Genomic DNA, 21,833 nt, shown 5'->3' on the forward strand with positions numbered 1-21,833 from the left:
GCGCTGTAAAAGCCTCTTTCTCCGGCCCGCGCTCGCCGCCGCAGTCTCGGCCTCTGCGCTCGCGCCGCCGCCGAGCACGGCTTGCTCGTATGTGCGGCAAGCCTCCACGAATTTCTTGAGGTTGTCGCGGCCCTCCGCGAGATTGAGCGTGGCGGCGCGATAGCCGGGCACGGAATAGTCGAGCGTCTCCTTCTCGGCAAACGCGGCCCAGAGCTGATCGTCGTTTTCGATGTCGAGATTGACGCCGCTCAGGCCTTCACCCTCCGCGCGCTGAATATGGCCCTCGAGCGTCTGCTCGAAACCGCCGCCCGAGAAACGCAAGGCCGCGTCCGCGCCGTTGGCAAGGTCGCCGATATCGGTCCCGAAGGTAAAGTTGGCGAATTGAGCGCTCGTGCTGGGGCGCGCATCGCATACGCCCATCACCTGGACATTGTCCGTCTCCGGCACGCCATAAACGAGCCGCGCGGTCATCGCGCCTTTGTTGTCGGGGTCGTTGCTCTCGAAGAGCTGCCACTGCATGTCGCCGTCCTGGGCCGTGGCCGGTTTGGCCTGACAGGCCAGGACGACGGCGAACAGCGCGGCCGCGAGGAAGAAGGTTCTCGGCATTGGCATTTTCTCACTCTTGAATGGGTGTGGAAATGATGACGAGCCGGCCGAGGCCGAACCTCTTCCGTCTAGGTGGAAGGCCAGCTTAGGAAAGCGTCGGCGTGGTGGCAATGGAGCTGTTCCCGAAGCTCAAGCGAGCGCGGTCAACACTACCGCGATGTTTGCCAGCAGATAGAGCGCGAGCACGCCTGCGGCCCAACGGCGGTCGGCCTGCTTGATCTCGGCTTCGGAATCCGTATCGGCCCCACGCCACGACGTGGCGACCACGCGGGCAAGGGCGACGATGATGAACAGATAGGCGAGCAGGAAGACCTTATCGAGCATCATCAGATAGTCCACATCCGGGAGGGATGCGGTTGCCGTCAGTTGCAGCGCGACCAGCGTCAGCAGCGCGGTGATGCCGAGGCCGATGCGGCCCTCGACGTAGCGCGGCCGGACGAAATAGACGAGCGAGGCGCACACCACGATCAGCAGGATCGGCACAAATGTCTTCAGCGACATGGCGACGGCCGGCCGTGTCACCGGCACGGAGATGACGATGCGCGAATACGGATCTGCCTTTTCGACGGTCAGATCGCCGAAATTTGTCGGGTAGGTGTTGGTCGTGACGCGCATGGTTGGCTTGCCCACCTCGAAGCCCGGCAGCGTAATGACGGGATCGATGATGACGGGTGTCTCGCCGTCCACGACGTAGACCTGCTCTCCGGCCCCGGCGAGCGTGTCCTCCATGGCGACCTTCAAGACCTGAGTATCGAAGGGATATGCCTCCAGCGGAAACTTCGTGGCGAACAGACCCTGATAGCGGATGATGGAATAGAAGCTGCCGTCGGGCATCTTCTCGGGCGTGTCGATCAATTCGTCTCGGCGATTGTCGTCCGAGGCATAGCGGTTCATGAACTCCATGGATTTGGAGGGATCGATGGCGGGGTTGGTCCAGCGAAACCACACATAGAGATCGATGACGTAGTTGTTGGTCTTGAAGTCGAGCTGCTGGATGTCGTTGATATAGGCGCCGACGATGACCTGTTCGGGCTTCGGCGCGGGAGACGACTCGATCGCTTCCATCACCGGGCGCGGCGGTGCGTCCTGCGCCAGTGACGGCCAGGGAACCAGCGCGGCAATGACGGCGAAGAGAACGACCGCCAAGCGATAGGCTTTCATTTGCATCGAAGTCCCGTCCCGCGCGGTCCGGCTGCTATAGATTGCGCAAGGGTCTTGAAGCAGCAGGGCCGTCCCCGGGCAACAATTTTTCTCCGAACAGGCTAACGCGGGCGGCTGCTAGGGTGGGCGGGGGACGAGCGCATGGGTAAGTCTTCGCGCCAAGCATCGCTTCAGGCCGAGATTGAGACTGAACTAGAGCCGGGCGAACGGCTGGTGTGGACGGGGCAGCCTGACGCGCGCGCGGTGTTTCGCAAGCTGCGCTGGCTCCTCGGGGCCGGTGGGCTGGTCGTGGCGATCGCCGGCTGGTTCGCGCTCAACTCCATCGCGGCCCAATTCGCTTTGCTGGCGGGTTTGGCCCTGCTGCTGGGTCCGGCGATTGCGGCTCTGATGGCGCGCGGCACGATCTATGGGCTCACGGATCGGCGTGCGCTCGTCCTCAGTAAGTCGATCGGTCATCGCGCGCTCACCAGCGTGGATCTGAGCGCGGCGGACGATGCGGTGGAATTGCTCGAAGGCGAGGGTGGGAGCGGTACGGCCTTGTTCGTTTCGGGCTTGCCCCGCCGCCGGCGCTACACCGATTACACTGGCAAGTTTGGCTTCTGGGACGTGCCCGATGCCGCCCAGGTGGCGGCCATCGTGCAAAGAGCGCTGGACCGGCAGCGGCGCGCCTGAGAGCGGTCGCCGCCCCTCAATCGAAAAACGTGAAGTGGTGCCCCAGGCCGTTGTGCCACTATTAAGGTGGATCAAGGGCTTGGGCTTAGGGTGCGGGCTAACGGCGCCTTTGACGTACCAAAGCAATTTTAAGCGACGGCCGCACCCAACGCACGCTATATGTTGTTGACACGCGCGGGTCGAACCGCTAGATTTTGATGCAATGAAGTCGTTGGGCCTCGTGCGGATCACCGCCGGGGCTTTGTCATGTCTGGCGCCATGGTCGCCGGCACCCCCCCACCACCACCATCATCAAATGTATCAGGAAGCGCATCGACGGCTTGTCGCTCGCCACTACGACTGCCTAGCCGAAGACCGCCGCGTCGATCGTAGCTTTGCGGATATCAGAGTGGACGAGCTGCGGCAGCTCTATCACTGGCGCTACGGCTACGAACTACCCGACGATGACGCCGGCTCCGAAGACCTGGAGCTAATGCTGCACACCATCGCCCTCACGGGCGGCGACACCATCAAGAAGATGGTCATGTGGGCCGAGCTGTGGGCGCCGTGGCTGCCCTCCATGCAGGCGACCGCCTTGGCCGAGACCATCGCGGCCAACCCTCGCCGTTTCAGTTCCGAGACTCTAGGCGAACATCTCAGACTGACCTTCATCGAGAGAGAACGGCTCGGTATCCGGACCATCGGCTCCGTCGATGTCACCAAGGAGACACGCTTGGAGATGTCCCGCCAGAAGCGGGTCAAGCGCAACGCCTCCGGCGCCGGCTGCCGGTGTGAAGCCTCGTGCTGAGTACGAGGCCAAGTCGCTGTCTCGGAAAAGGCCCTGGGTGGCCGAAGGCATCAGCCGCGCTCAGTGGTATCGCCGCCAGCGTGAGACAACTCTGTGACACATATATATCTATATGGCTCACAGACCTGTCTCATGCGCGCCAGCTCGCCGCCCCCAAGGCGAGCGAGCAATGCGCGGGGCGCAATGTTCGTGACTGCGCCTGCGCGCCTGGGCTTGGAGCCCGCGCGCGGCGCCACCTCACCCAACAAAGCCGGCGACAATCCCTCAGAGATTAAGAAGGTTCTCCGACTGGAGTAGTTTTGCCATTCCGAACACGGCAAGTGCAAAGCCAATCAGATCAAGTAGCCATCCCGACAAGTGATTGACGCGGGGATGTCCGGAGATCTTGTATCCGGGCACCATTCCTTCTCGGTAGGGATGATTGATCCACTCGCCGAGACCGATGAGGAACAACCCAGAACCGATGAAGAAGATCGGAATGAGCTTAACCGTCACCGCGGCGACGGCCATGACGGCGCCGAACCCGGCCAACATCTTCCACCAATGCTCCAGATCAAAGCCCTTGAGGTCCATCTACCTGGCGAACTCCACGGTTATGTAGCTCTCAGGCACCGGAGCCCTCGCGACAGAAGTTCTGGAAAGGCGGAGAATCGACCAACTTTTCGATTAACGCGAATCAGTGGGCGCGCTAGGGTCCGCTATAGCGAACCCACGAGGGGAAGCCGGGTTTGGACCCCGACCCCCCCGTGAGCCAACCTCCGTTTGGACCGGAGGCTGTCGTGACGGCGGATGGGTCTAGTCTTGACAGAGCTTCTGACCCACCGCCCCAACGGCATCGGATGCTAAAGCGATTCGACCAGTTGATCGAACCAACCTCCCCATCCATCAAAACTTTTCCACCGTACTCAGGCTCCGTGATTCGCTCCGCAATCTCAAGCGATGGTGCCGCACTCTGTGGCCGCCCTGCAACGCACAGAGCATTTGGCCTGTGGAGATGTCCTGGATAACGCAAGGCCGAGAGCGTTAAGCGCGCCCTAGTTCACCGCACGCCAAAACTCGTTCCAGTTGGCGAAGCGGCGTGCGCCGGACGGAGTTGCCATTAGTACAGAGCCGTCAGGCTGTCGCCGGTAGCGGAAATTGCCGTGCATCTGCGGGTACAGTTCCAGAACTCGCGGATCGACCTCTGGGAGCGTCGAACGGCAGTGGGGGCAAATCTTCGCCTCTATGCGGATCGGCTCGGCGCAGTGAACGCATGACCAGCCATGGGCCGAGGCGCTTGGAACTGACGTCTGCTTACTTCCGGCAGCCGCCAGTAAGACTCCTGCTATCAGCGGGGACAGCAAGAGCGACAAGAGAAACCAGCCGAAGAAGTTGCGGCCCTTGTTGCTGGCGATGGCGCCGATGGCGACGGCCAGCCCGAGCCACAGCACTATCAAGATTTCCATGGTCCAAGCCCCCCTTGCGCGCAATTAGAGCGGAGGTAGCTGGCTACACGCAAGATTTTCTCGTCCTGGTGGTGCGCATTATGAGTCCGGCTGGGCTGATTTTGCAGCAGTCGCACGTCGCGTTTGGGGGGACCACACGTGGTGGGGGATTTTCCTTCCTCGCTCACAAGATGTAGTAGGTCAGATGCGTCAGGCATACTAGGGATAGTAGGTCATAGGATATGCTTGAGAGCACGAAAGCCATTAAGTTTCTGGAATCGTTGGATATTCCGACCGGACCAAGAGCTGGCCAGCGGATCAAACTGGCGCCGTTCCAGAAAGCCTTTATCCGGGGCAGCTTGGCCAAGGGCGTGTCCATCGCCGCCTTGAGTGTGGCCCGAGGGTCCGGCAAGTCCACCTTGAGCGGCGGGCTCGCGCTCGGACATCTGCTCGGCGAGATCGACCCGCAGGTCCGGCGCGAATGTTTGGTTGCCGGAAGAACTAGAGACCAGGGCCGGGTCGTCTCGACTACATCTCGGGCTCTGTCACTCCCTGCCCGACGATATCCGCAAGCGCCTCACCTTCCGAAAAGCGCCGCGCCTCGAAATTGAGTTCGAGGCCGACGATGGGCCGCACCTTATTCGAGTTCTGGCCAGCGACGGCCGCACCGCCTTGGGCACGAGCCCGACCTTGTGCATTGCCGATGAACGAGCCCACTGGACCGAGGCCGGCGCCGAGCTGGAGCACGCCTTGTTGTCGGGCTTGGGCAAGAGGTCCGGCAGATATATTGCGATATCTACGAGCGCCAGCACGGACGCCCATGCTTTCAGTCGGCTCCTAGATGACCCGCCGGAAGGTTCTTACGTCCAACAGCACCGCGCCGACGAGGGGTGCGCGGTCGATGACGTTGACCAGATTCTAAAAGCGAATCCCGGCTGCAAGTTTGGAATCGGGCCGAGCCTGCCATGGCTGGCAGCTCAAGCTCGAAGGGCTCAGAAGCGCGGCGGGTCTGAGCTGACCGCCTACCGGCTTTACAATCTGAACCAAAGGTGCAGCGCCGAGAACAGGGCCGTCTTGTTGACGGTCGATGAATGGCTCGGCTGCGAGACGAGCACGCTGCCACCTAGAGACGGCGCGGTCGTCATCGGGTTGGACGCGGGCGGCAGTTCCAGCATGAGCGCTGCGTCTTTCTTCTGGCCTTTGAGCGGCCGGCTGGAATCCCTCGCATGGTTCCCCTCGTCACCCGGCCTCGAAGATCGCGGCGGCGCCGATGGCGTCGGCCGGCGTTACCTCGAAATGGCCGAGGCCGGCGAGCTGCGCACAATCGCGACCGCACCGTCCCCATCGTGGCGTGGCTCCTGGAGGTCATGGCGCATGTGGAGGGCCAGCCGATCAGCGCGGTTTGCTTTGACCGCTACAAGATATCGGAAATGTCCGAAGGCTTGGACGCTGCCGGTATCCGGGCTCCGGTCCAATTGAGAGGTTTCGGCTACAAAGACGGCTCCGACGATATCCAAAGGTTCAGGCGTGCGGTGCTCGACGGCATGGTGAAGGTGAGGCCGAGCCTCTTGTTGAGGTCCGCCATGGCCGACACCGTGCTGCTGCAAGACCCGGCGCAAAATTTGAAACTGGCTAAAGCTCGAAGCCTCGGCAGAATCGACGCCGTAGCCTCGGCGGTCATCGCGATAGGTGAGGGTGCGCGGCAGATGGCCAGACCTGCGCGCGTGATACGGCCTCCAGTTTGGGCCTGAAAGAGTATCGCGGCGCCTCCAGGGCGGTGACGAAAACGAAACGCTGGAAGGCTCTGCGGCTCCAGGCGCTACGGCGTGACCGTTGGCGTTGTCCATGCGGTGCGCCCGCGCGCGAGGTCGATCACGTCCTGCCCGTTCGGACGCATCCTGAATTGTCTTACGAGCTGAGCAACCTGCGCAGTTTGTGCAGCTCGTGCCACTCCCGAAAAACCATTACCGAAATTGGACTTTCGCCCTTGTCGCCAGAGCGGCGCAAGTGGCGCGAGCTTTTGAAAACCTAACCAACCAAACAGGGAACTGAAATGCTGCAATCCAAAACTATCGAAAGACGCCAGAGCGAAATCCGCCAAGAGCTGGCCGGCCTCGTCGGCAAGACCGAGCCGAGCGAAGACGAGACGCGCGCCATGGAAAAGCTGGACGCGGAATATCGGGGCAACGAGGTCCGCTTTCGTGCCGCGCTCGTCGCCGAGGATGTCGAGCGGCGGGAGCATGGCGCAGACCTGGAGACGCGCGACGGCAAAGAGTTCGACGCGCTCATTGACCGCTTCGAGGTCAGACAAATTGCCTTGTTTCTGGATGAGGGCCGCGCCCTGGATGGCCCTACTGCCGAAGTAGTTTCGGAGATGCGCGCCCATGGTTCCTATGCGGGTCTGCCGATCCCGTGGGCCGCGCTGGAAAAGCGCGAGGGCGAGACCATCGCATCCGGCACGCCGGACCCGATCCGCACCGCGCCCATTATCGACAAGCTGTTCGCTGACTCGGCCGCAGTCCGAATGGGCGCCAGCGTCCAAAATATCGACTTTGGGTTCGTCGAGGTTCCGGTCTGCACGTCCAGCGTGACCACGGGCTGGCAGGCAACGGAACTTGGCAGTGTGCCGGCGCCCACGGCGTACACGACACTGGACAGGCCCTTGAAGCCCGAGAACACGCTCGGCTGTCGCATGACCTTGAGCCGCCGCTCGCTGAAGCAGAGCGGGCCAGCGCTTGAGGCCGCTGTCCGCCGTTCCATGAACGGCGCCATGGCCGAAGCTCTTGACCGAGTGGTCTTCCAAGGCACCGGCGAAGACGGCGAGCCGCTGGGCGTCATCACCGGCGCCAGCACTTATGAGATCACCGAGACACCGGCCTCTGCCGCACCCGACTGGGGGATGTTCCGCTCTGCGGTCGTCCGCTTCCTGCTGAACGCTGCCGGGGGCGCGGTGAAGCTCCTCGTCAGACCCGAGGTGTTCGACATCATGGACGGCGATCTTGTCACCGGCACGGCCATCTCCGAGTGGGACAGACTCGTCAAGAATGTCGGCGCCGGCAACATCGTTCTAAGTCCCAACGCGGCGTCGGACGTGTCGTCGCCGGCCGTGACGAAGGCGCTCTTGACCGTCTCTAGAACGGCACGCCGCCGATCTTCGTGGGCACTTGGGGCGGCATCGACATCATCAAAGACGTGTACTCCGGGGCGGCATCTGGCGAGTTGAGGCTGACTGCTTTGAGCACCATGGACGTCACAATTTCCCGTTCGGCCCAGCTCGAAGTCATCACCGGCGTTGATGTCGCCGGCGGCGAGTAAGCCTAGATGCTGTTCGGCGGTGAAGGTGGCGACCTTGAGCTGAGGCGGGCCGGCGACGGCTCGTCAACGCTCAAGGGGAGCTTCCCATACGGAAAAACGGCCACGCTTTCAGATGGCGGTCGAAACGGCCGGCCTCGGAAAGAGCGTTTCGCGCCTCACGCCTTTGCCTATCGGGTCAACGATCCGACGAAGGAAATTCACCTTCTCGTCGGTCACGACTACGGACAGCCGCTCGCCTCGAAGCTGACAGGCACCCTCACGTTCGAGGACACCGCCGCCGCGCTGATCTTCGGCGCGATCATCACAAGGGACGTAGCCGAGACATCCTTCGGCGCGGACGTGTTGCGCCTCGTCGCGGCCGGCCTGATCTACGGCATCTCCGTTGGCTTCAGGACGCCGCCAAAGCGTGCGGTCGAGAAAGTCGAGACCATCGAACACGAGCCCGACGACGGCACGCTTGACGAGAATGGAGACCCGAGGCGAGGCGCGGTCATCAGGACTGTTCACTCGGCGCTCTTGTACGAGGTCAGCCTCGTCGTCAGGCCAGCCTACAAGCAGTCGCAGGTCGAGGCGCGAGACTGGACCCCAACCGAGCCCGACGACACCGGCCTGCGTCGAACGCTCCAACGCTGGAGGGCGTAATGGCGATCATCCTGAAGCAGCTCGAAGCGGTCCCTGCGGAGTACCCCGACATTGGAGACTCGCCAGCCATCAACCCGGCAGTGTGGGCGCGGATCGAAAGCTATATTGCGTGGCGCTTCACGCCGCGCAGCGTCACTTGGCACGCCGAAGGTCCGGGCGATATCCATTTCCCGCTTTGCCCTGCGGTCATCGACACTGTTGAGGTCTGGCACGATGGGGCATGGGTGGAAAGTTTCGACCACTCTGCCAGCCCATGGGGCGGCATCTTCCTGCCATCAATCGGCCCGTTCAGATTCGTCGCGACCGTTGGCGGCGGTGATCCTGAGCTGCCCGCGGCGGTGATCGAAGCCGCGCACAAGCTCGCCGACTACATGGCCGCGAGCGGCGAGCCCGGCGCCAAGAACGAGGCCGTTTCCCTCGGTGACATCTCTCAGACCCTCGCACGCCATGAAGCATGGCAAAGCCGGTCAATTTCAAACAGCGGCGCTGGCGACTTGCTGCGGCCGTACAGGCGGGCGCCATGAAGCTAAACTTTTGGCCCTTCAAGAAGCTCGAACGCCGCGCCAGCGCATCCGGCTTTACCAGCGAGATCATCGCCGCGAGGGAAGCCTACATCAGCGGCCGGAGTGGCTTGGGTGAATTAACCGGATGCGCCCAGAGCTGCGTTTCCATGTGGGAAAGCGGGCTAAGCCTTGCCGATGTCGCCGGCACGGACTTACTGGACCGGCGCACCATGGCGCTGATCGCACGGTCACTTGCCCTGCGTGGCGAGTTTGTCGGGCTGATCCGCGACGACGAGCTTGTCCCGGCGAGTGACTGGGACTTGAGCACCCGCAATGGGAAGCCGGTTGCGTACAGACTCAGTGTCAGCGAGGCGGGCGGCGGGAGGACACAGACCGCGCTCGCCCCAGAGATCCTTCACGTTCGCATCGGCTCAGATCCTTCGGCACCTTGGTTCGGCAGCTCACCCTTAAAACGCTCCAGCCTTACCGCCGGTCTCCTACATGCCATCGAGGCCGCGCTTGCCGAGACATACGAGCTGGCGCCCTTGGGCTCGCTGATCGTGCCCATGCCCGAGCAGCCTGACACAGACAACTCGGCGCTCGGCCGATCCTTTCGAGGACAACGCGGTCGAGTCTTGCTGCGTGAAAGCGTGAACGTGGGCGCAGCCGGCGGACCATCACCATCTACTGACTGGCGTCCCTCGGACTTATCGCCAGACATATCCAAGAGCATGACCAAGGAGTCATGGACCGCCGCGCGGGACTCTGTTGCGCTGTGCTTCGGCGTACTGCCCACATTGTTCGACTCCCAAAACGCAACAGGGCCGGCAATTCGTGAAGCAGAAAGGCACCTTGGAGTTTGGCAACTCCAACCCATAGCCGCGATCATCGCCGAGGAAGCGACCGCCAAGCTCGGCGCCACGGTCGAGATAGACGTCCTTCGACCCTTGCAGGCCTATGACGCAGGCGGGCGCGCTCGTGCCGTTGGCACCGTGATCGAGGCGATGGCCCGCGCCAAAGAGAGTGGCCTTGCACCCGGCGACCTGGGAGCAGCCCTGCGCCTCGTGGACTGGCAGCAATAAGAGATCGGCGCCGCAGGGCGCTGAGTAAGTCGCGGCTGCCGGGCGCCGCACCTCTCGAAAAGCCCGGCGTCATACCCAACTCGGCGGGCGGCAATGCTGTCCGCCTCTTTTTTTGAGGGGCGGCCGTGGCCAAAGTCCGACGAGCGCACCATGACCCACTCGTTCGACAGGTCGCCGCAGTTCTCGACAGGGCGAGCCTACAAAGTTTCAATTTGAAGGTGCGATCCGGGCGGCGATCCGAAGCCACTGTTGCCTCGAAGGGCGGGACTGGCACCGGGCCGACAGCTACGCGCTCCAGATACTCGCCTTCGCCTTCGCTCGCCTGGGCGTGTCCCGGCCGAGCTGGCAACAGGGCCAGCCGGAAATTCAAGAGCATCTCTGGTTTTGCAAAAACTGCGGATCATCCCTGGAGCGTCGGAGCCGCAAGTTTTGCTCTGTCCACTGTCGAGCATCCTTCAACTCGAAACGCCAGCGCGTCGAGTGGCAGCACGCCGCCGAGGCCGCACGCCTCGTGCTCGCCACGGACGGCAAGCGGCTGTGTAGGAGCTGCGGCGCCGAGTTCGAGCCCGCGCAAAACGTGGCTGGCAAGTTCTGTTCGACGGCTTGCTACCACCGAAGCCGCCCGCAGGTCGAACGGACCTGTCCAACCTGCGGCGCGGGCTCACTCCCTCCAGTCGGACTCACAGACATTGCTCCGTGGAGTGCGCCCACGCAGCTCGTGCCGTTGACGAGCGGCACTGCGAACACTGCGGCGCTTGCTTTCTGCCGAAGGTTCAATGGCCGTCTCGTTTCTGTTCCGAGTTTTGCCAAGAACGGGCGTATGCCGCACGCCGCAGGGAGAAGGGCAGGAAGCCGGTCGAGCTTCGATCTTGCGCGCAGTGCGGCGCCACCTTCGAGCCTCGTAAGGCCAGTCAGAAATACTGCTCCACCACCTGCGGCCAGCGCGCTCGGCGTGCCGCTCAGACACCGACATCACCATCACCACCGCCACGGCGACGAGTTCTGTGGCCAACCATCAAAGAGGAAGCCGATGCTTGACGAGAAGGATCACGCCTACATCGCAGCGCTCGCCGCGACCATCGCGAGCGAAACTGCACGGCAGAGCGACGAAGAGGTCATGGAGGTCATCACCGATGTCTCGGCAAGGCTGCGGGTCGCCTGGGCGCATCGGCTCCAGCCCAAGTTTATGGACCACTTCCTCGGCGAGCTGGCGGCGGGCGTCATGGCCGAGCGGGCTGCGCTGAGCAGGCGCGTGAACTAGGTTCACTCAGGCGGACTTTGGGTAATGACCATTTTCTGATCCGGTCTTGAGCACGTCACCAAGACTGAACCATCTGCGGTGGGAAAACGCACAATTCGAAGGTCGGATGTCTCAACGATATTGACCGGCGCAACACCAAGTTCGCCGGCCGTATTGCGGATCACCAGAAGGCAACCCTCGAAGGACATGCTTTGAGTCTGCGACTTCGGTTCGGATAGCGCGAAGCCGGGGGTCGCCAAAGTCAAACACAGACCGATTCCACAAGCCTTTGCGTAACGCATCAGACCGTTCCCCTGCGAGCGAACATCGCGACCACCTTTAGCACAGATCAGCCTCCGCGTTTGACTCAGGACTGCCGAAACGGCCGGCCATGAGTCCCGACGCCGGGCACCGGTAAGGCTGCTGAGCGGCTTTCTCTGACTCTCCAAACATCAAAGGCTTTTCTTATGTCTCGTGGCCCTTCCAGGTTCAGGCAGTGCGATGTCGCGCGCGCCCTCAAGGCCGCCAAGGCGGCGGGCTTCGAGTCTGCCACGGTCGAGTTTCGCCCGGACGGGACTCTTGTGCTGAAGGTTGGTTTGACTCAGAATCCCGAGGCGGCAAGGGACGACAAGGAGATCATCCTCTAATGCCACGACCACGCCCCCCTCATCTACAAAGAGAGACCACACGCCACGGTCGCGCCGTTTGGTATGTCCGCGTAGATCACGGCCCACGCATCCGACTCCGCGCCGAATACGGCTCGCCTGAATTTGATGAAGAGTATCGGGCGGCTTTAGCTGGCGTCCCTGCCCGCAAGACTGCATCGTCTTCTACTGCGTCCCTCGCATGGCTGCTCACGCGCTACCGCGAAACGACCGCATGGACGGACCTGTCAGCCGCTACCCGGCGCCAGCGCGAGAACATCTTTAAGGGCGTGCTGGAGACGGCCGGCCACGAGGCTTATGCCAAGATCACAGCGGCCACGATAGAGGCCGGCAGAGAGCGGCGTTCAAAGACGCCGCATCAAGCGCGGCATTTCCTCGATGCCATGCGCGCACTGTTCCGCTGGGCTAAGGCGGCGGGCTTCGTCAAGGTTGATCCAACGGCGGGCGTATCCAACCCGCAGCGCAAGAGTGGCGACGGCTTCATTCCATGGACCGAGGAACACGCCAAAGCCTACGAGGCGCGCTGGCCCATCGGCACGCGGGAGAGGGTATGGCTCGACGTTGCGCTCTATACCGGGCTTCGACGCGGTGATCTTTTCCGCGTAGGGCGTCAACATGCGCGGGCCGGGTCTATCAAAACCGAAAAGAGCGGCTACACGGTCGAGGTCCCCGTGATCGTCCTGCCGGTGCTACAGAAGACCCTGGACGCCGGCCCGACTGGCGACTTGACCTTTATCGTTGGTGCCCGAGGTCAACCTTTCAACAGAAAGGAAGCGCTCGGCAACGCCTTCAAGGCTGCATGTAAAGAGGCTGGCGTTCCCGGCTCCCTTCACGGCGTCCGCAAGCTGGCAGCGACCAGGATGGCGAACAACGGCGCGACCGAGGCGCAGCTCATGGCGGTGTTCGGCTGGACCGATCCGAAGATGGCCGCGCACTACACGCGCACCGCCAACCGGCGCCACCTTGCCGCACAGTCCATCGAGAAACTGAACGCACCCGGAACAGCTATTCCCGCACCTAGCCATCCGGTGCGGGAGTCAGGCAAGAAAAGCCAATAAGATCAACGCCGCTTTAGAATTATGGTGCCCCAGGCCGGACTCGAACCAGCACGCCCTTGCGGACAACAGATTTTGAGTCTGTCGCGTCTACCATTCCGCCACTGGGGCTATCGGGCCGGGAACATGGGGGAAGCCGCCTATCCGGTCAACTGCCCAAGGAGGGCCCGGGCTCTTTACGTTCGATCGCGCGGAGAACGGCGACGCAGAGGGCATAGAGCGCGGCGACCCCGGTGACCGCCGCGTCGGATGAGCCCATGGTCCACAGGGTGACGCCGGTGACTGCCGACCACAGCACCGGAATGACCATCAGCTCCCAGCGCATGCGATCCGCGGCCACAAGGACGCCGAGCGTGCCGAAGACGGTCGGGTCGGGCGCGATGCCGAACAGCTCCGACTGGAGCCAAGGCCTGCCGAAAATCGCAGGCATGAGCGGGTAGATCATCAGCCCGGCGAGGAACAAGGCGCGGCCTGCCTGGCTTAGCGGGGTGCCGCGCTTGGCGAAGCTCAGCCGGTTGAGGACGACGCCGACCAGGAGGAGCAGCACGGCCTGCGCCGCGAAGGCCAAAACGTAGGTGGGTGCCGCCAGGTTGATGGTGGCGTAGCGCTCATGGAAATAGGCCCAGGCGACGAAGGCCCAGCAGGCTGCAAGCAGCGCGGCGATGGCCCGCCCGGACCAAGGCGACGGCCGATAAAGCAATACAAGGATCGCGAGCCCTGCGGCGAGCGCGAGAAGCTGCACGGGCCAAATCTCGGTGTTGTAGAGCTCGAACAGCCGGTAATAGGTGTCCGGCGAGAACATCAGCAGGTCGCGCGGCTGGTAGGTCCACCACTCCGACATCAGACGCTTTTGATGTAGGCGACCATGCGGCGGCGCAACGCGGCGTCAGGCAGCGGCGCGTTGGCGACACCCATGTTCTCCCGCACATGGTCCACGCGCGTGGTGGCGGGAATGGCGCAGGTGATGGCGGGATGCGAGACGACGAACTTGAGCAGGAACTGCGCCCAGCTCTTGGCGCCGATCTCGCTAGCGAAATCGGGCAAAGGCTCGCCGTCGAATCGGTAGACGAGCTCCTTCTGGCGGAACGGCCGATTGGCGATGACCGCGATGCCTTTCTCCCGTGCCAGCGGGAGCAGGCGGTCTTCGGCGTCGCGGTCGGCCATGTTGTAGGTGAGCTGTACGAAGTCCAGATCGTGCGCGGTCATGATCTTCTCGAATTCCTCATGGCGACGGCCATGGGAGGTGGTGATGCCCACATAGCGGAGCTTGCCCGCTTCCTTCATGGCGAACAGCGTGTCGAGATGCGCTTCCCAAGCGAGCAGGTTGTGAACCTGCACCAGGTCAAAGCGGTCGATGCCCCAAAGGTTGCGTGAGGCTTCGATCTGCTCCGGGCCTTCGTCACCCGCCGATGTCCACACCTTGTCGGCGGAGAAAAGGGGCTTCGGGTGGCCGAGCTTTTCGAGTCCATAACCGATCACCGGCTGCGCCGAGCCATACATCGGCGAGGAATCGATCAGCCGTCCGCCGGCTTCGAAGAATGCACGCATGACCTCGGTGCGGTCGTCACGCGCGACGGGATCGTCACCGACATTGAAGGTGATCCAGCTGCCAAGCCCCACAAGGGGTATCGCCTCGCCGGAAGAGGGAATGGGCTTGGTCAGAGGCGCGGTTTGCGCCAGGACGAGCTCGGGAAGCAGCGCGGCGGCGCTCGCGCCCGCTAGCGATCCCAGGACTTCGCGTCGGTTCAGCGGCATGTCCTCCACTTAAGGCCGCGGGTGCCGATGGACAAGCGGGCGGACCCCCGGTAAATGGAGCGCCATGTTGAGGCGCGCCTATGACAAGACCATGGAGCTCGCCGCTCATCGCAACGCTCCGTGGGCCTTAGCGGGCGTGTCATTCATCGAGAGCTCGGTGTTTCCGATCCCTCCCGATGTGATGCTCATCCCCATGGTGCTCGCGGAGCGGCGAAAGGCTTGGCTGTTCGCCGGCATCGCCACGGTCGCCTCGGTGCTTGGCGGCATCTTCGGCTACATCATCGGCTATTTTCTGTTCGAGACGGTCGGCCAGCCGATCCTCAGCTTCTACGGCTACGGCCATGCGTTCGAGGACTTCGCCAAACGCTACAATGAGTGGGGCGCCTGGATCGTGTTCATCGCCGGCGTCACGCCTTTTCCCTACAAGGTCATCACCATCGCCAGCGGCGTGACCCAGCTCAACTTCTTCGTGTTCATGCTGGCGAGCGTCGCCGCGCGCGGCTTGCGCTTCTTCATCGTGGCCGGGCTTCTCTATTGGTTCGGGCCGCCGATCCGGGCGTTCATCGACAAATATTTCGGGATTCTCTCGATCGTGTTCGTGGTGCTGTTGATCGGCGGCTTCGTGCTCATCAAATACGTGATGTGATCATGGCGATGGACAAGGACAGGCTCGCGGGGCAGTTGATGGCGGTCAGCGCCGTCCTTTTCGGGCTCGCGCTGCTCACCATCCTGACGGCGCACGCCTTCGAGCAGTTCGGCGGCTACGCGCCATGCCCGCTCTGCCTCCAGGAGCGCTACGCCTATTATTTCGCGGTGCCTGCCGCGCTCGTCGCCTTCTTCGCCGCGCGGGGCGAGACTTTCGGCTTTGCGCGGCTGGTGCTCCGGCTCATCGCCATCGGCTTTCTCCTGACGCCGCGCTCGGCGTCTATCACGCAGGCGCCGAGTGGAAGTTCTGGCCCGGTCCGGAGACCTGCGCCGGCGGGTTCGATCTGAACTGGGGCGAGGAGGGCATCGTCGATACGCCGGTGATCCGTTGCGACGAGGCGCCGTGGCATTTTCTGGGGCTGTCCTTCGCCGGCTGGAACGCCGTGGTCTCGGCGGGGCTCGCCTGATCGCCGCCTATGGTGCGGCGCGGCGCGCCTGAAATCGCGTTTCCCCGCTCACGAAAGGTTCAAGCGTGGTGATTGGCGCGGGCCAAGGCGCGCTGCTATCCAGGCTGAGATAGCTCTCACCCTGGAGGTCCAAGATGACCCAGTTTCGCGCTTTTATTGCCGGTCTCGTCGCCGTGATTCTGGTCGGCGCCGTCCCTGCAACCGCCGCGGAGTGGAAGGAATTCACGCCGGAGGCGCTGGCCCAGGCGCAAAGCGAGGGCAAGCCGATCCTGGTCGACGTGTTTGCCCCCTGGTGCTCGGTGTGCCGGGCACAGAACCCGATCCTGACGCAGCTCACCCGCGAGCCGAAATACAAGGACCTCGTGGTGCTGAAGGCCGACTTCGATACCCAGAAAGAGCAGCTCAAGCCACTGAACGTGCGCTCTCAGAGCACGCTCATCGTCTTCAAGGACGGCAAGGAGCTCGACCGGTCGGTGGGCGATACCAGCCAGCTCTCGATCGAGGGCCTGCTCGACAAGACGCTCTAAACGCCGGCCCGAGGCCATCTCATGATCGCAACCATCGGGCTTGCGTTTCTCGCCGGCGTGCTGTCGGTGCTGTCGCCCTGCGTCCTGCCGCTGCTTCCCATCGTGCTCGGCACCGCGCAGAGCGAGCACCGGCTCGGGCCAGCCGCGCTCGCTTCCGGGCTCGCGGTCTCGTTCACGGTCATCGGTCTGTTCGTGGCGACGATCGGCTTCGCGATCGGCCTCGACACCGATGTGTTCCGCGCCGTCTCGGCGCTGTTGCTCATCACCGTTGGCGTTGTTTTGGTCGTGCCGCGGCTGCAGCAGCAAGTCGCCGTGGCCGCGGGCCCGGTGGGCAATTGGGTCGACGACCGTATCGGCGGCTTCTCGGCCACGAGCCTTTGGGGTCAGTTCGGGCTCGGGGTTCTACTTGGGGCCGTGTGGGTCCCGTGCGTGGGGCCGACGCTCGGCGCCGCCTCGATCCTGGCCGCCAAGGGCGAGGATCTCGGTCAGGTCGCGCTCACCATGCTGGCCTTCGGCGTCGGCGCGGCGCTGCCCTTGATGGTGCTCGGCTTCGTGTCGCGCGAGGCGATGATGCGCTGGCGCGGCCGTCTGATGGAAGCGGGCAAAGGCGGCAAGATGCTGCTCGGCGTGCTGCTGGTCGCGGTCGGCCTGCTGGTGGCCACCGGCGCCGACAAGAAGGTCGAGGCTTTTCTGGTCGAGGCCTCGCCCGACTGGCTGACCGACCTGACCACGCGATACTGAGCGCGCTTACGGCTCCAGTTCGGTATCCCAGTAGAGATAGTCGAGCCAGCTCTCATGCAGATAGTTCGGCGGGAATAGCCGGCCGTTCCGGTGCAGCTCGAACACCGTGGGACGGTAGGGCTTCTGCGCCGGCCACATCTTGGCGTGCGCCGGCATTTTGCCGCCCTTCGCGAGATTGCAGGGCGCGCAGGCCGTGACCACATTGTCCCACCGTGTCAGCCCGCCGCGCGAGCGGGGGACCAGATGATCGAAGGTCAGGTCCTGGCCGTCGCCGCAATACTGGCAGAGGAAGCGGTCGCGCAGAAACACGTTAAACCGGGTGAAGGCGGGATAGAGGGCGGGGCGCACATAGCTCTTGAGCGACACCACGCTTGGCAGCTTCATCTCGAAGGAGGGCGAGTGAACCGCGTGCTCGTATTCGGAGACGATGTTGACGCGGTCGAGAAACACGGCCTTTACCGCGTCCTGCCAGCCCCAAAGCGATAGCGGATAGTAGGAAAGCGGCCGGTAGTCGGCATTCAGCACGAGCGCCGGAAAGGTGCCGGGGGCGGCCGATGCGGTTGCGACGTTCAAGGCCAAAAGGTCCTTTGACTTGCCCGTCGCACTCGGGCCCATTCTCGTTGTCGCGCGAGATACTATAAGGACGTGTCATGAATGTGAAGGGCCCCACATGATGTGGTCCACCCTTCACAAAGCCCCTAAGGTACCGGCGAGGCGGCGTTGCCGAAAGCCTGCTTCAGAAAGGCGCCGCCGAGTTGCAGGCCTTGTCCGTCGATGCCGTGGCCGATGCCCTGAGAGACGTGCCATTCGACGGGCAATCCCGCCTGGCCGAGCATCTCACGAGCCATGTACATCGCATCGACGGGGATGACTTCGTCCATATCGCCATGCACCAATAGAATGGCCGGTCCTGAGCCTGGGGGCGGCAGGGTCTCGACCGTGGCGAGCGCCCCGGAATAGCCGACGATCGCCGCGGGCGAGGGGTTCCGCGCGAGCCCGACCGCCAGCGCCATCATCGTACCCTGCTGACCCCACGAGGCGAGCGCCTCAGGAGGCAAATTGTGCCGGGTGAGTTCCGCGCCGAGGAAGGCGTCGAGCGGGGGCGCGGCGCGGGCCACCCCCTCGGCAATAATCGACATATCGCCCAGCGAAAGGTCAAACCATTGCCGGCCCATGGGCGCCATGCCGCACGGCTCGGGCGCGTTTGGCGAGACGAACGCGGCATGGGGCAGGGCGCGCGCCCATTCGCGCCCCAAGCCGATAAGGTCGTTGCCGTCGGCGCCATAGCCATGAAGGAACACCACGAGCTGACGCGGCGTGCCGCCGGCGGCCGGCGCCAATCGTGGTCCGTCGAGTTGCGGTAAAGTCATTCAGATGAAACGTACAGCTTGACCTAGTCGTCGCCAGCATGCTTCGCGGAGTCGGCGTTGAGCTGGCCGTACATCTGCGGACCGATGTCATTCAGCAGGCCAAGCTGGGTCTCGATGAAGTCGATGTGACCTTCCTCGTCCGCCAGAAGCTCCTCGAACAGGTCCATGCTGACATAGTCCTCTTCCTTCCGGCAGGCGGCGCGGGCTTCCATATAAAGAGCGCGGGCGCCGTACTCCGCCTTCAGATCACATTCGAGGATCTCCTTGACGTTCTGGCCGATCATCAACGGGTCGAGCTTCTGCATGTTGGGGAAGCCCTCGAGGAAGATGATGCGGGTCACGAGCTTGTCGGCGTGGTGCATCTCCTCGATGGATTCCGCGCGCTCCTTGGCCGCGAGCTTCGTGTAGCCCCAGTCGTCCAGCAGCCGATAATGCAGCCAGTACTGGTTGACCGCGGTCAGCTCGCTGGTGAGCGCCTTGTTGAGATATTCAATGACAGTGGGATTGCCCTTCATTTCTCGATTCTCCTCTCAACCTTAGTTTTGATCGTTGGGTCGCGTTGGCCCAGCTAGCCGGCCCGGGGGGTGTTGTCGAACGGCGATCGATGCGGAAGAGAGGCCGCCGAACTCGGTCCCTCCTCGTCATAGCCAACCATGAGCTTGGTGATGAGCGGCAGGCAGCTGCCGCAGGACGGACGCTTGCCCAGCGTTTTGTAGATCAGGCCCGGGGTCAGCACCACGAAAGGATCCTTTGTGCGTAAGGCCGAGACCGCATCGTGAATGTCCTGGGCAGAGATCATGGAGCAGGAACAGACAATCATGCCTCTCTCTAGGACAGCGCGGCGGACTTGTCTTCAGGTCCGGCGGGAACGGTTTTGGCTGCGTCAGGCGGGCCGGCTGGGCTCTCCCTTTCAGATTAGGATAATTCTAAAGTAGAATTTGTGTCCAGGCAAGAGCCGTGGCGCGACAGAGAAAGCATCCGTGAACAGACTTATGGCAGTCCACCTGGGATCTAGGGGCTCGAGTGAGAGGCTGGATGGCCCCGCTCGCTTAGGACCTCATAAACCAAGCAATTTAGCCGGGTTTTAAATCATGTCTGCGATGCTCCGCGAAGAACAAAGAAACAAAGCGTTTTTGGTGGGGGCGATCATGCAAGTGAATGATTTTCATCCGGGGGATCTGTTCGGACAGATCCAGAGTCTCGTCGATCAACTCGATACGGAGCGTAAAGCGCGTGCGGCGGCGGAGATGACCGGTGCGGCATGCTCTAGCCTGCTGACGATCGTCGGTAAGGAGCTTCTGCCGCCCATGGCCTCGCTCGCCACGATGGCGGACCGTATTCTCTCTGGTCCGCTGAGCGCGGCGCAACGGCGCGAGGCCGAGGTCCTGGCGCAGTCCACGCAGCGCTTTCTCGGGGCACTCAGCGAAGTTCAAGATTTCAGCACTTTGGAAAGCGGCGAGGCCGAACTGGCGGTCGAGCGTTTCGATCTGCATGTCATGGTCAAGGAAGCCGCGTCCGTGCTTCAAGAGCGGGCCGGTGCGAAAGGCTTGATGAGCGGCGTGGACATGGCCGACAATTGTCCGCGCTTCATCGTGGGCGACGCGGCTCGCGTCCGTCAGGTTCTCATGGGCTTGATCGAGATGGCGCTGCACTCCACCAACACGGGCTCGATCCGGCTCTATGCCAGCATCAACGAGGCCAGCTATCCGATCACGATGCGGTTCGATGTCACCGACACGGGTGAAGGTTTCAGCGCTGCCGAGCAGGCGGCGCTGTTCCAGCCGTCAGCCGACGCATCGCGTGTAGGGGGCGGGCTTGGCCTGCCGATCGCCCGCCGTCTCGCCGAGGCGATGGGCGGTGGCCTTGGCTGCGAGAGCGCGGCCGGCCAGGGCTCGCTCTATTGGTTCACGTTCCAGACGGTCGTCGCCGACGACATGCCTCAAGCTCAGATGGCCGGACACGAAGCCCCGGTCGAGATTCTCGAGGCGGCCAATGACGATGTGCCGGCCGACCTCAACCCCAAGCCGGAGCCAAAGCACAAGAGCGGCGCGCTGTCCGGGCACGTTCTCGTGGTCGAAAGCAACGTGGTCAACCGCTTGCTGATCGGTGCTTATCTCGAGGAGTTCGGTCTGACCCATGATGTCGCCGAAACCGGCACTGCGGCGCTGATGTATCTTTCGGCGCGCACCTACGACCTCGTGCTCATGGATACGGCGCTGCCGGACTATGACGGCCTGCAAATGGCGCAGCGCATCCGCGCGCTTCAAGCCAGCGCGTCCGACGTGGCCGTCGTGGCGCTTACCGCGGTCTCGGAGAAGGACAACGGGCAGGCCCTCGTCGAAGCGGGCGTGAACGCGCGCGTGGCGAAGCCGATCCAGGGCCGGGGGCTCTATGCCGCGCTGGTCCCCTTCCTTCCGGCGCAAGACGAGGCTGTGGTCGCCAAGGCGAGCTGAGACTCGCCAGGTGGGCTATACGTTATCCAGCAAGACACCGGCCAGCAGGATCAGATAGGCGATCAACAGCAGGCCAAGACCGTAGCCGGTGAAGATCGGCAACGGCACGATCATGCCGATGACCACCAAAACGGCGATGACGATCGAAACGATGAAGGTCTCGCGGCGCGGCGTGCTCAGATTGAAGTTCATGAGGCTCCCCCTTGGCTGGACGCCCGAAGAGAATCGGCGTTGGCCGGAGTCTAGCGGCAAAGCCCACCCGCTACCATCGCCCAGACTTAAAGGGATGACGGCCTAAAGCGGGACCTTTTCCTTGGCCTCGATCGGGGGCACGGGAACGCCGGCTTCCGCCAGCACTGCCACTTTCTGATCCACGAGATTGACGATGCCGGTCATGATGTCGTTGAGCTGGAAGTCCTTCGGGGTGTAGACGGCCGATGCGCCGCACTGCTTGAGGATGTTGACGTCCTCCGGCGGAATGATGCCGCCCACCACCACGGGCACGTCGCCCATGCCCGCTTCGCGGAGCTTCTGCGCCACGTCGCGTACCAGCGATACGTGAGAGCCGGACAGGATCGACAGTCCGACGACATGCGCCTTGGCTTCCTTCGCCTGCTCCACGATCTCCGCAGGCGTCAGCCGGATGCCGTCATAGATCACGTTCATGCCCACATCGTCGGCGCGCACGGCAATCTGTTCGGCGCCGTTCGAGTGACCGTCGAG

General features: G+C 63.1%; 30 protein-coding genes, 1 tRNA gene and 1 pseudogene. 17 read left to right on the top strand and 15 right to left on the bottom strand.

Going from position 1 to position 21,833, the window contains the following annotated elements:
- Together AUC71_RS14665 and AUC71_RS14670 are read right to left on the bottom strand one after the other, a co-directional pair.
- On the bottom strand, nt 1-606 hold a 606-nt coding region (locus AUC71_RS14665; RefSeq protein ID WP_204376744.1), incomplete at its 3' end, for a hypothetical protein.
- Between the two features lie 129 nt (nt 607-735).
- On the bottom strand, nt 736-1,773 hold the full coding sequence (locus AUC71_RS14670; RefSeq protein ID WP_069624837.1) for a ligand-gated ion channel: 1,038 nt from the start codon (nt 1,771-1,773) through the stop codon (nt 736-738).
- 135 nt (nt 1,774-1,908) lie between these two features.
- On the opposite strand from AUC71_RS14670, the gene AUC71_RS14675 reads away from it, so the two are divergent.
- Both AUC71_RS14675 and AUC71_RS14680 read left to right on the top strand, forming a co-directional pair.
- Nucleotides 1,909-2,439 carry a hypothetical protein gene (locus AUC71_RS14675; RefSeq protein ID WP_141701743.1) on the top strand — a complete coding sequence of 177 codons (531 nt, stop codon included), beginning with the start codon at nt 1,909-1,911 and terminating at the stop codon, nt 2,437-2,439.
- Between the two features lie 388 nt (nt 2,440-2,827).
- Nucleotides 2,828-3,226 carry an LOTUS domain-containing protein gene (locus AUC71_RS14680; RefSeq protein WP_141701744.1) on the top strand — a complete coding sequence of 133 codons (399 nt, stop codon included), beginning with the start codon at nt 2,828-2,830 and terminating at the stop codon, nt 3,224-3,226.
- Nucleotides 3,227-3,490: 264 nt separating this feature from the next.
- On the opposite strand, the gene AUC71_RS14685 is transcribed toward AUC71_RS14680, so the two are convergent.
- From AUC71_RS14685 to AUC71_RS20430, 4 genes are all read right to left on the bottom strand, one after another.
- On the bottom strand, nt 3,491-3,799 hold the full coding sequence (locus AUC71_RS14685; RefSeq protein ID WP_069624840.1) for a hypothetical protein: 309 nt from the start codon (nt 3,797-3,799) through the stop codon (nt 3,491-3,493).
- Nucleotides 3,800-4,260: 461 nt separating this feature from the next.
- The gene (locus tag AUC71_RS14690; protein ID WP_069624841.1) at nt 4,261-4,671 is read right to left on the bottom strand and encodes a hypothetical protein; all 411 of its coding nucleotides are present in this window, start codon (nt 4,669-4,671) and stop codon (nt 4,261-4,263) included.
- Between the two features lie 507 nt (nt 4,672-5,178).
- On the bottom strand, nt 5,179-5,397 hold the full coding sequence (locus AUC71_RS20425) for a hypothetical protein (protein ID WP_204376745.1): 219 nt from the start codon (nt 5,395-5,397) through the stop codon (nt 5,179-5,181).
- 284 nt (nt 5,398-5,681) lie between these two features.
- Nucleotides 5,682-5,825, bottom strand: a complete 144-nt coding sequence (locus AUC71_RS20430) for a hypothetical protein (protein ID WP_204376746.1) — start codon at nt 5,823-5,825, stop codon at nt 5,682-5,684.
- A 171-nt stretch (nt 5,826-5,996) separates the two neighbouring features.
- Here AUC71_RS20430 and AUC71_RS20435 point away from each other — a divergent pair, with 171 nt between their 5' ends.
- From AUC71_RS20435 to AUC71_RS14730, 9 genes are all read left to right on the top strand, one after another.
- The gene (locus AUC71_RS20435; protein ID WP_204376747.1) at nt 5,997-6,401 is read left to right on the top strand and encodes a terminase TerL endonuclease subunit; all 405 of its coding nucleotides are present in this window, start codon (nt 5,997-5,999) and stop codon (nt 6,399-6,401) included.
- Nucleotides 6,402-6,427: 26 nt separating this feature from the next.
- Nucleotides 6,428-6,682 carry an HNH endonuclease gene (locus tag AUC71_RS22860; RefSeq protein WP_425283400.1) on the top strand — a complete coding sequence of 85 codons (255 nt, stop codon included), beginning with the start codon at nt 6,428-6,430 and terminating at the stop codon, nt 6,680-6,682.
- Between the two features lie 21 nt (nt 6,683-6,703).
- Nucleotides 6,704-7,873: a phage major capsid protein gene (locus AUC71_RS14700; RefSeq protein WP_204376748.1), complete on the top strand. Its 1,170-nt coding sequence runs from the start codon at nt 6,704-6,706 to the stop codon at nt 7,871-7,873.
- A gap of 98 nt (nt 7,874-7,971) precedes the next feature.
- Nucleotides 7,972-8,607, top strand: coding sequence for an HK97 family phage prohead protease (locus AUC71_RS14705; RefSeq protein WP_069624842.1), 636 nt, complete (start codon nt 7,972-7,974; stop codon nt 8,605-8,607).
- Nucleotides 8,607-9,131, top strand: a complete 525-nt coding sequence (locus AUC71_RS14710; RefSeq protein ID WP_069624843.1) for a hypothetical protein — start codon at nt 8,607-8,609, stop codon at nt 9,129-9,131. The genes AUC71_RS14705 and AUC71_RS14710 overlap by 1 nt, the downstream gene beginning before the upstream one ends.
- Nucleotides 9,128-10,192: a phage portal protein gene (locus AUC71_RS14715; protein ID WP_069624844.1), complete on the top strand. Its 1,065-nt coding sequence runs from the start codon at nt 9,128-9,130 to the stop codon at nt 10,190-10,192. The genes AUC71_RS14710 and AUC71_RS14715 overlap by 4 nt, the downstream gene beginning before the upstream one ends.
- 1,030 nt (nt 10,193-11,222) lie before the next feature.
- A complete protein-coding gene (locus tag AUC71_RS14720) occupies nt 11,223-11,453 on the top strand; it encodes a hypothetical protein (RefSeq protein ID WP_069624845.1) in 231 nt (76 codons plus the stop codon).
- A 446-nt stretch (nt 11,454-11,899) separates the two neighbouring features.
- On the top strand, nt 11,900-12,079 hold the full coding sequence (locus tag AUC71_RS14725) for a hypothetical protein (protein WP_069624846.1): 180 nt from the start codon (nt 11,900-11,902) through the stop codon (nt 12,077-12,079).
- Nucleotides 12,080-12,366: 287 nt separating this feature from the next.
- A complete protein-coding gene (locus AUC71_RS14730) occupies nt 12,367-13,155 on the top strand; it encodes a tyrosine-type recombinase/integrase (RefSeq protein WP_244500990.1) in 789 nt (262 codons plus the stop codon).
- A gap of 22 nt (nt 13,156-13,177) precedes the next feature.
- On the opposite strand, the gene AUC71_RS14735 is transcribed toward AUC71_RS14730, so the two are convergent.
- From AUC71_RS14735 to AUC71_RS14745, 3 genes are all read right to left on the bottom strand, one after another.
- Nucleotides 13,178-13,263, bottom strand: a tRNA-Leu gene (locus tag AUC71_RS14735).
- Between the two features lie 37 nt (nt 13,264-13,300).
- Nucleotides 13,301-13,993: a DUF6064 family protein gene (locus tag AUC71_RS14740; RefSeq protein WP_069624848.1), complete on the bottom strand. Its 693-nt coding sequence runs from the start codon at nt 13,991-13,993 to the stop codon at nt 13,301-13,303.
- On the bottom strand, nt 13,993-14,907 hold the full coding sequence (locus AUC71_RS14745; RefSeq protein ID WP_069624857.1) for an aldo/keto reductase: 915 nt from the start codon (nt 14,905-14,907) through the stop codon (nt 13,993-13,995). Before AUC71_RS14745 ends, AUC71_RS14740 begins: the two co-directional genes overlap by 1 nt.
- A gap of 64 nt (nt 14,908-14,971) precedes the next feature.
- On the opposite strand from AUC71_RS14745, the gene AUC71_RS14750 reads away from it, so the two are divergent.
- The 5 genes and pseudogenes from AUC71_RS14750 to AUC71_RS14765 all read left to right on the top strand — a co-directional run bounded on the left by AUC71_RS14750 (nt 14,972) and on the right by AUC71_RS14765 (nt 17,287).
- Nucleotides 14,972-15,553, top strand: coding sequence for a YqaA family protein (locus tag AUC71_RS14750; RefSeq protein WP_069624849.1), 582 nt, complete (start codon nt 14,972-14,974; stop codon nt 15,551-15,553).
- Between the two features lie 38 nt (nt 15,554-15,591).
- Nucleotides 15,592-15,747: pseudogene (locus AUC71_RS22070) on the top strand (disulfide bond formation protein B); the annotation flags it as partial.
- Entirely contained in the window at nt 15,678-16,019 is a 342-nt protein-coding gene (locus AUC71_RS14755) for a disulfide bond formation protein B (RefSeq protein ID WP_280139329.1), read from the top strand. The pseudogene AUC71_RS22070 and the gene AUC71_RS14755, both read left to right, overlap by 70 nt.
- Nucleotides 16,020-16,153: 134 nt before the next feature.
- Entirely contained in the window at nt 16,154-16,546 is a 393-nt protein-coding gene (locus AUC71_RS14760; RefSeq protein WP_069624850.1) for a thioredoxin family protein, read from the top strand.
- A 21-nt stretch (nt 16,547-16,567) separates the two neighbouring features.
- Nucleotides 16,568-17,287, top strand: a complete 720-nt coding sequence (locus tag AUC71_RS14765; RefSeq protein ID WP_069624851.1) for a cytochrome c biogenesis CcdA family protein — start codon at nt 16,568-16,570, stop codon at nt 17,285-17,287.
- A 6-nt stretch (nt 17,288-17,293) separates the two neighbouring features.
- Here AUC71_RS14765 and AUC71_RS14770 read toward each other — a convergent pair whose 3' ends face one another.
- The 4 genes from AUC71_RS14770 to AUC71_RS14785 all read right to left on the bottom strand — a co-directional run bounded on the left by AUC71_RS14770 (nt 17,294) and on the right by AUC71_RS14785 (nt 19,477).
- Entirely contained in the window at nt 17,294-17,860 is a 567-nt protein-coding gene (locus AUC71_RS14770; protein ID WP_244500991.1) for an HNH endonuclease, read from the bottom strand.
- 125 nt (nt 17,861-17,985) lie between these two features.
- On the bottom strand, nt 17,986-18,657 hold the full coding sequence (locus tag AUC71_RS14775) for an alpha/beta hydrolase (protein WP_069624853.1): 672 nt from the start codon (nt 18,655-18,657) through the stop codon (nt 17,986-17,988).
- A gap of 23 nt (nt 18,658-18,680) precedes the next feature.
- Nucleotides 18,681-19,172, bottom strand: coding sequence for a bacterioferritin (bfr, locus tag AUC71_RS14780; protein ID WP_069624854.1), 492 nt, complete (start codon nt 19,170-19,172; stop codon nt 18,681-18,683).
- A 53-nt stretch (nt 19,173-19,225) separates the two neighbouring features.
- Nucleotides 19,226-19,477, bottom strand: coding sequence for a (2Fe-2S)-binding protein (locus AUC71_RS14785; protein ID WP_069624855.1), 252 nt, complete (start codon nt 19,475-19,477; stop codon nt 19,226-19,228).
- Nucleotides 19,478-19,805: 328 nt separating this feature from the next.
- Between AUC71_RS14785 and AUC71_RS14790 the strand changes: the two genes are divergently transcribed.
- Nucleotides 19,806-21,110 carry a response regulator gene (locus tag AUC71_RS14790; RefSeq protein WP_158007882.1) on the top strand — a complete coding sequence of 435 codons (1,305 nt, stop codon included), beginning with the start codon at nt 19,806-19,808 and terminating at the stop codon, nt 21,108-21,110.
- Between the two features lie 15 nt (nt 21,111-21,125).
- Here AUC71_RS14790 and AUC71_RS19785 read toward each other — a convergent pair whose 3' ends face one another.
- The gene (locus tag AUC71_RS19785; protein WP_158007883.1) at nt 21,126-21,302 is read right to left on the bottom strand and encodes a hypothetical protein; all 177 of its coding nucleotides are present in this window, start codon (nt 21,300-21,302) and stop codon (nt 21,126-21,128) included.
- A gap of 102 nt (nt 21,303-21,404) precedes the next feature.
- Nucleotides 21,405-21,833, bottom strand: a 429-nt coding sequence (locus tag AUC71_RS14795; RefSeq protein ID WP_193427052.1) for a cobalamin-dependent protein, incomplete at its 5' end; no start/stop codon positions are given.

Source organism: Methyloceanibacter marginalis (genome assembly GCF_001723295.1).
Lineage (GTDB): Bacteria > Pseudomonadota > Alphaproteobacteria > Rhizobiales > Methyloligellaceae > Methyloceanibacter > Methyloceanibacter marginalis.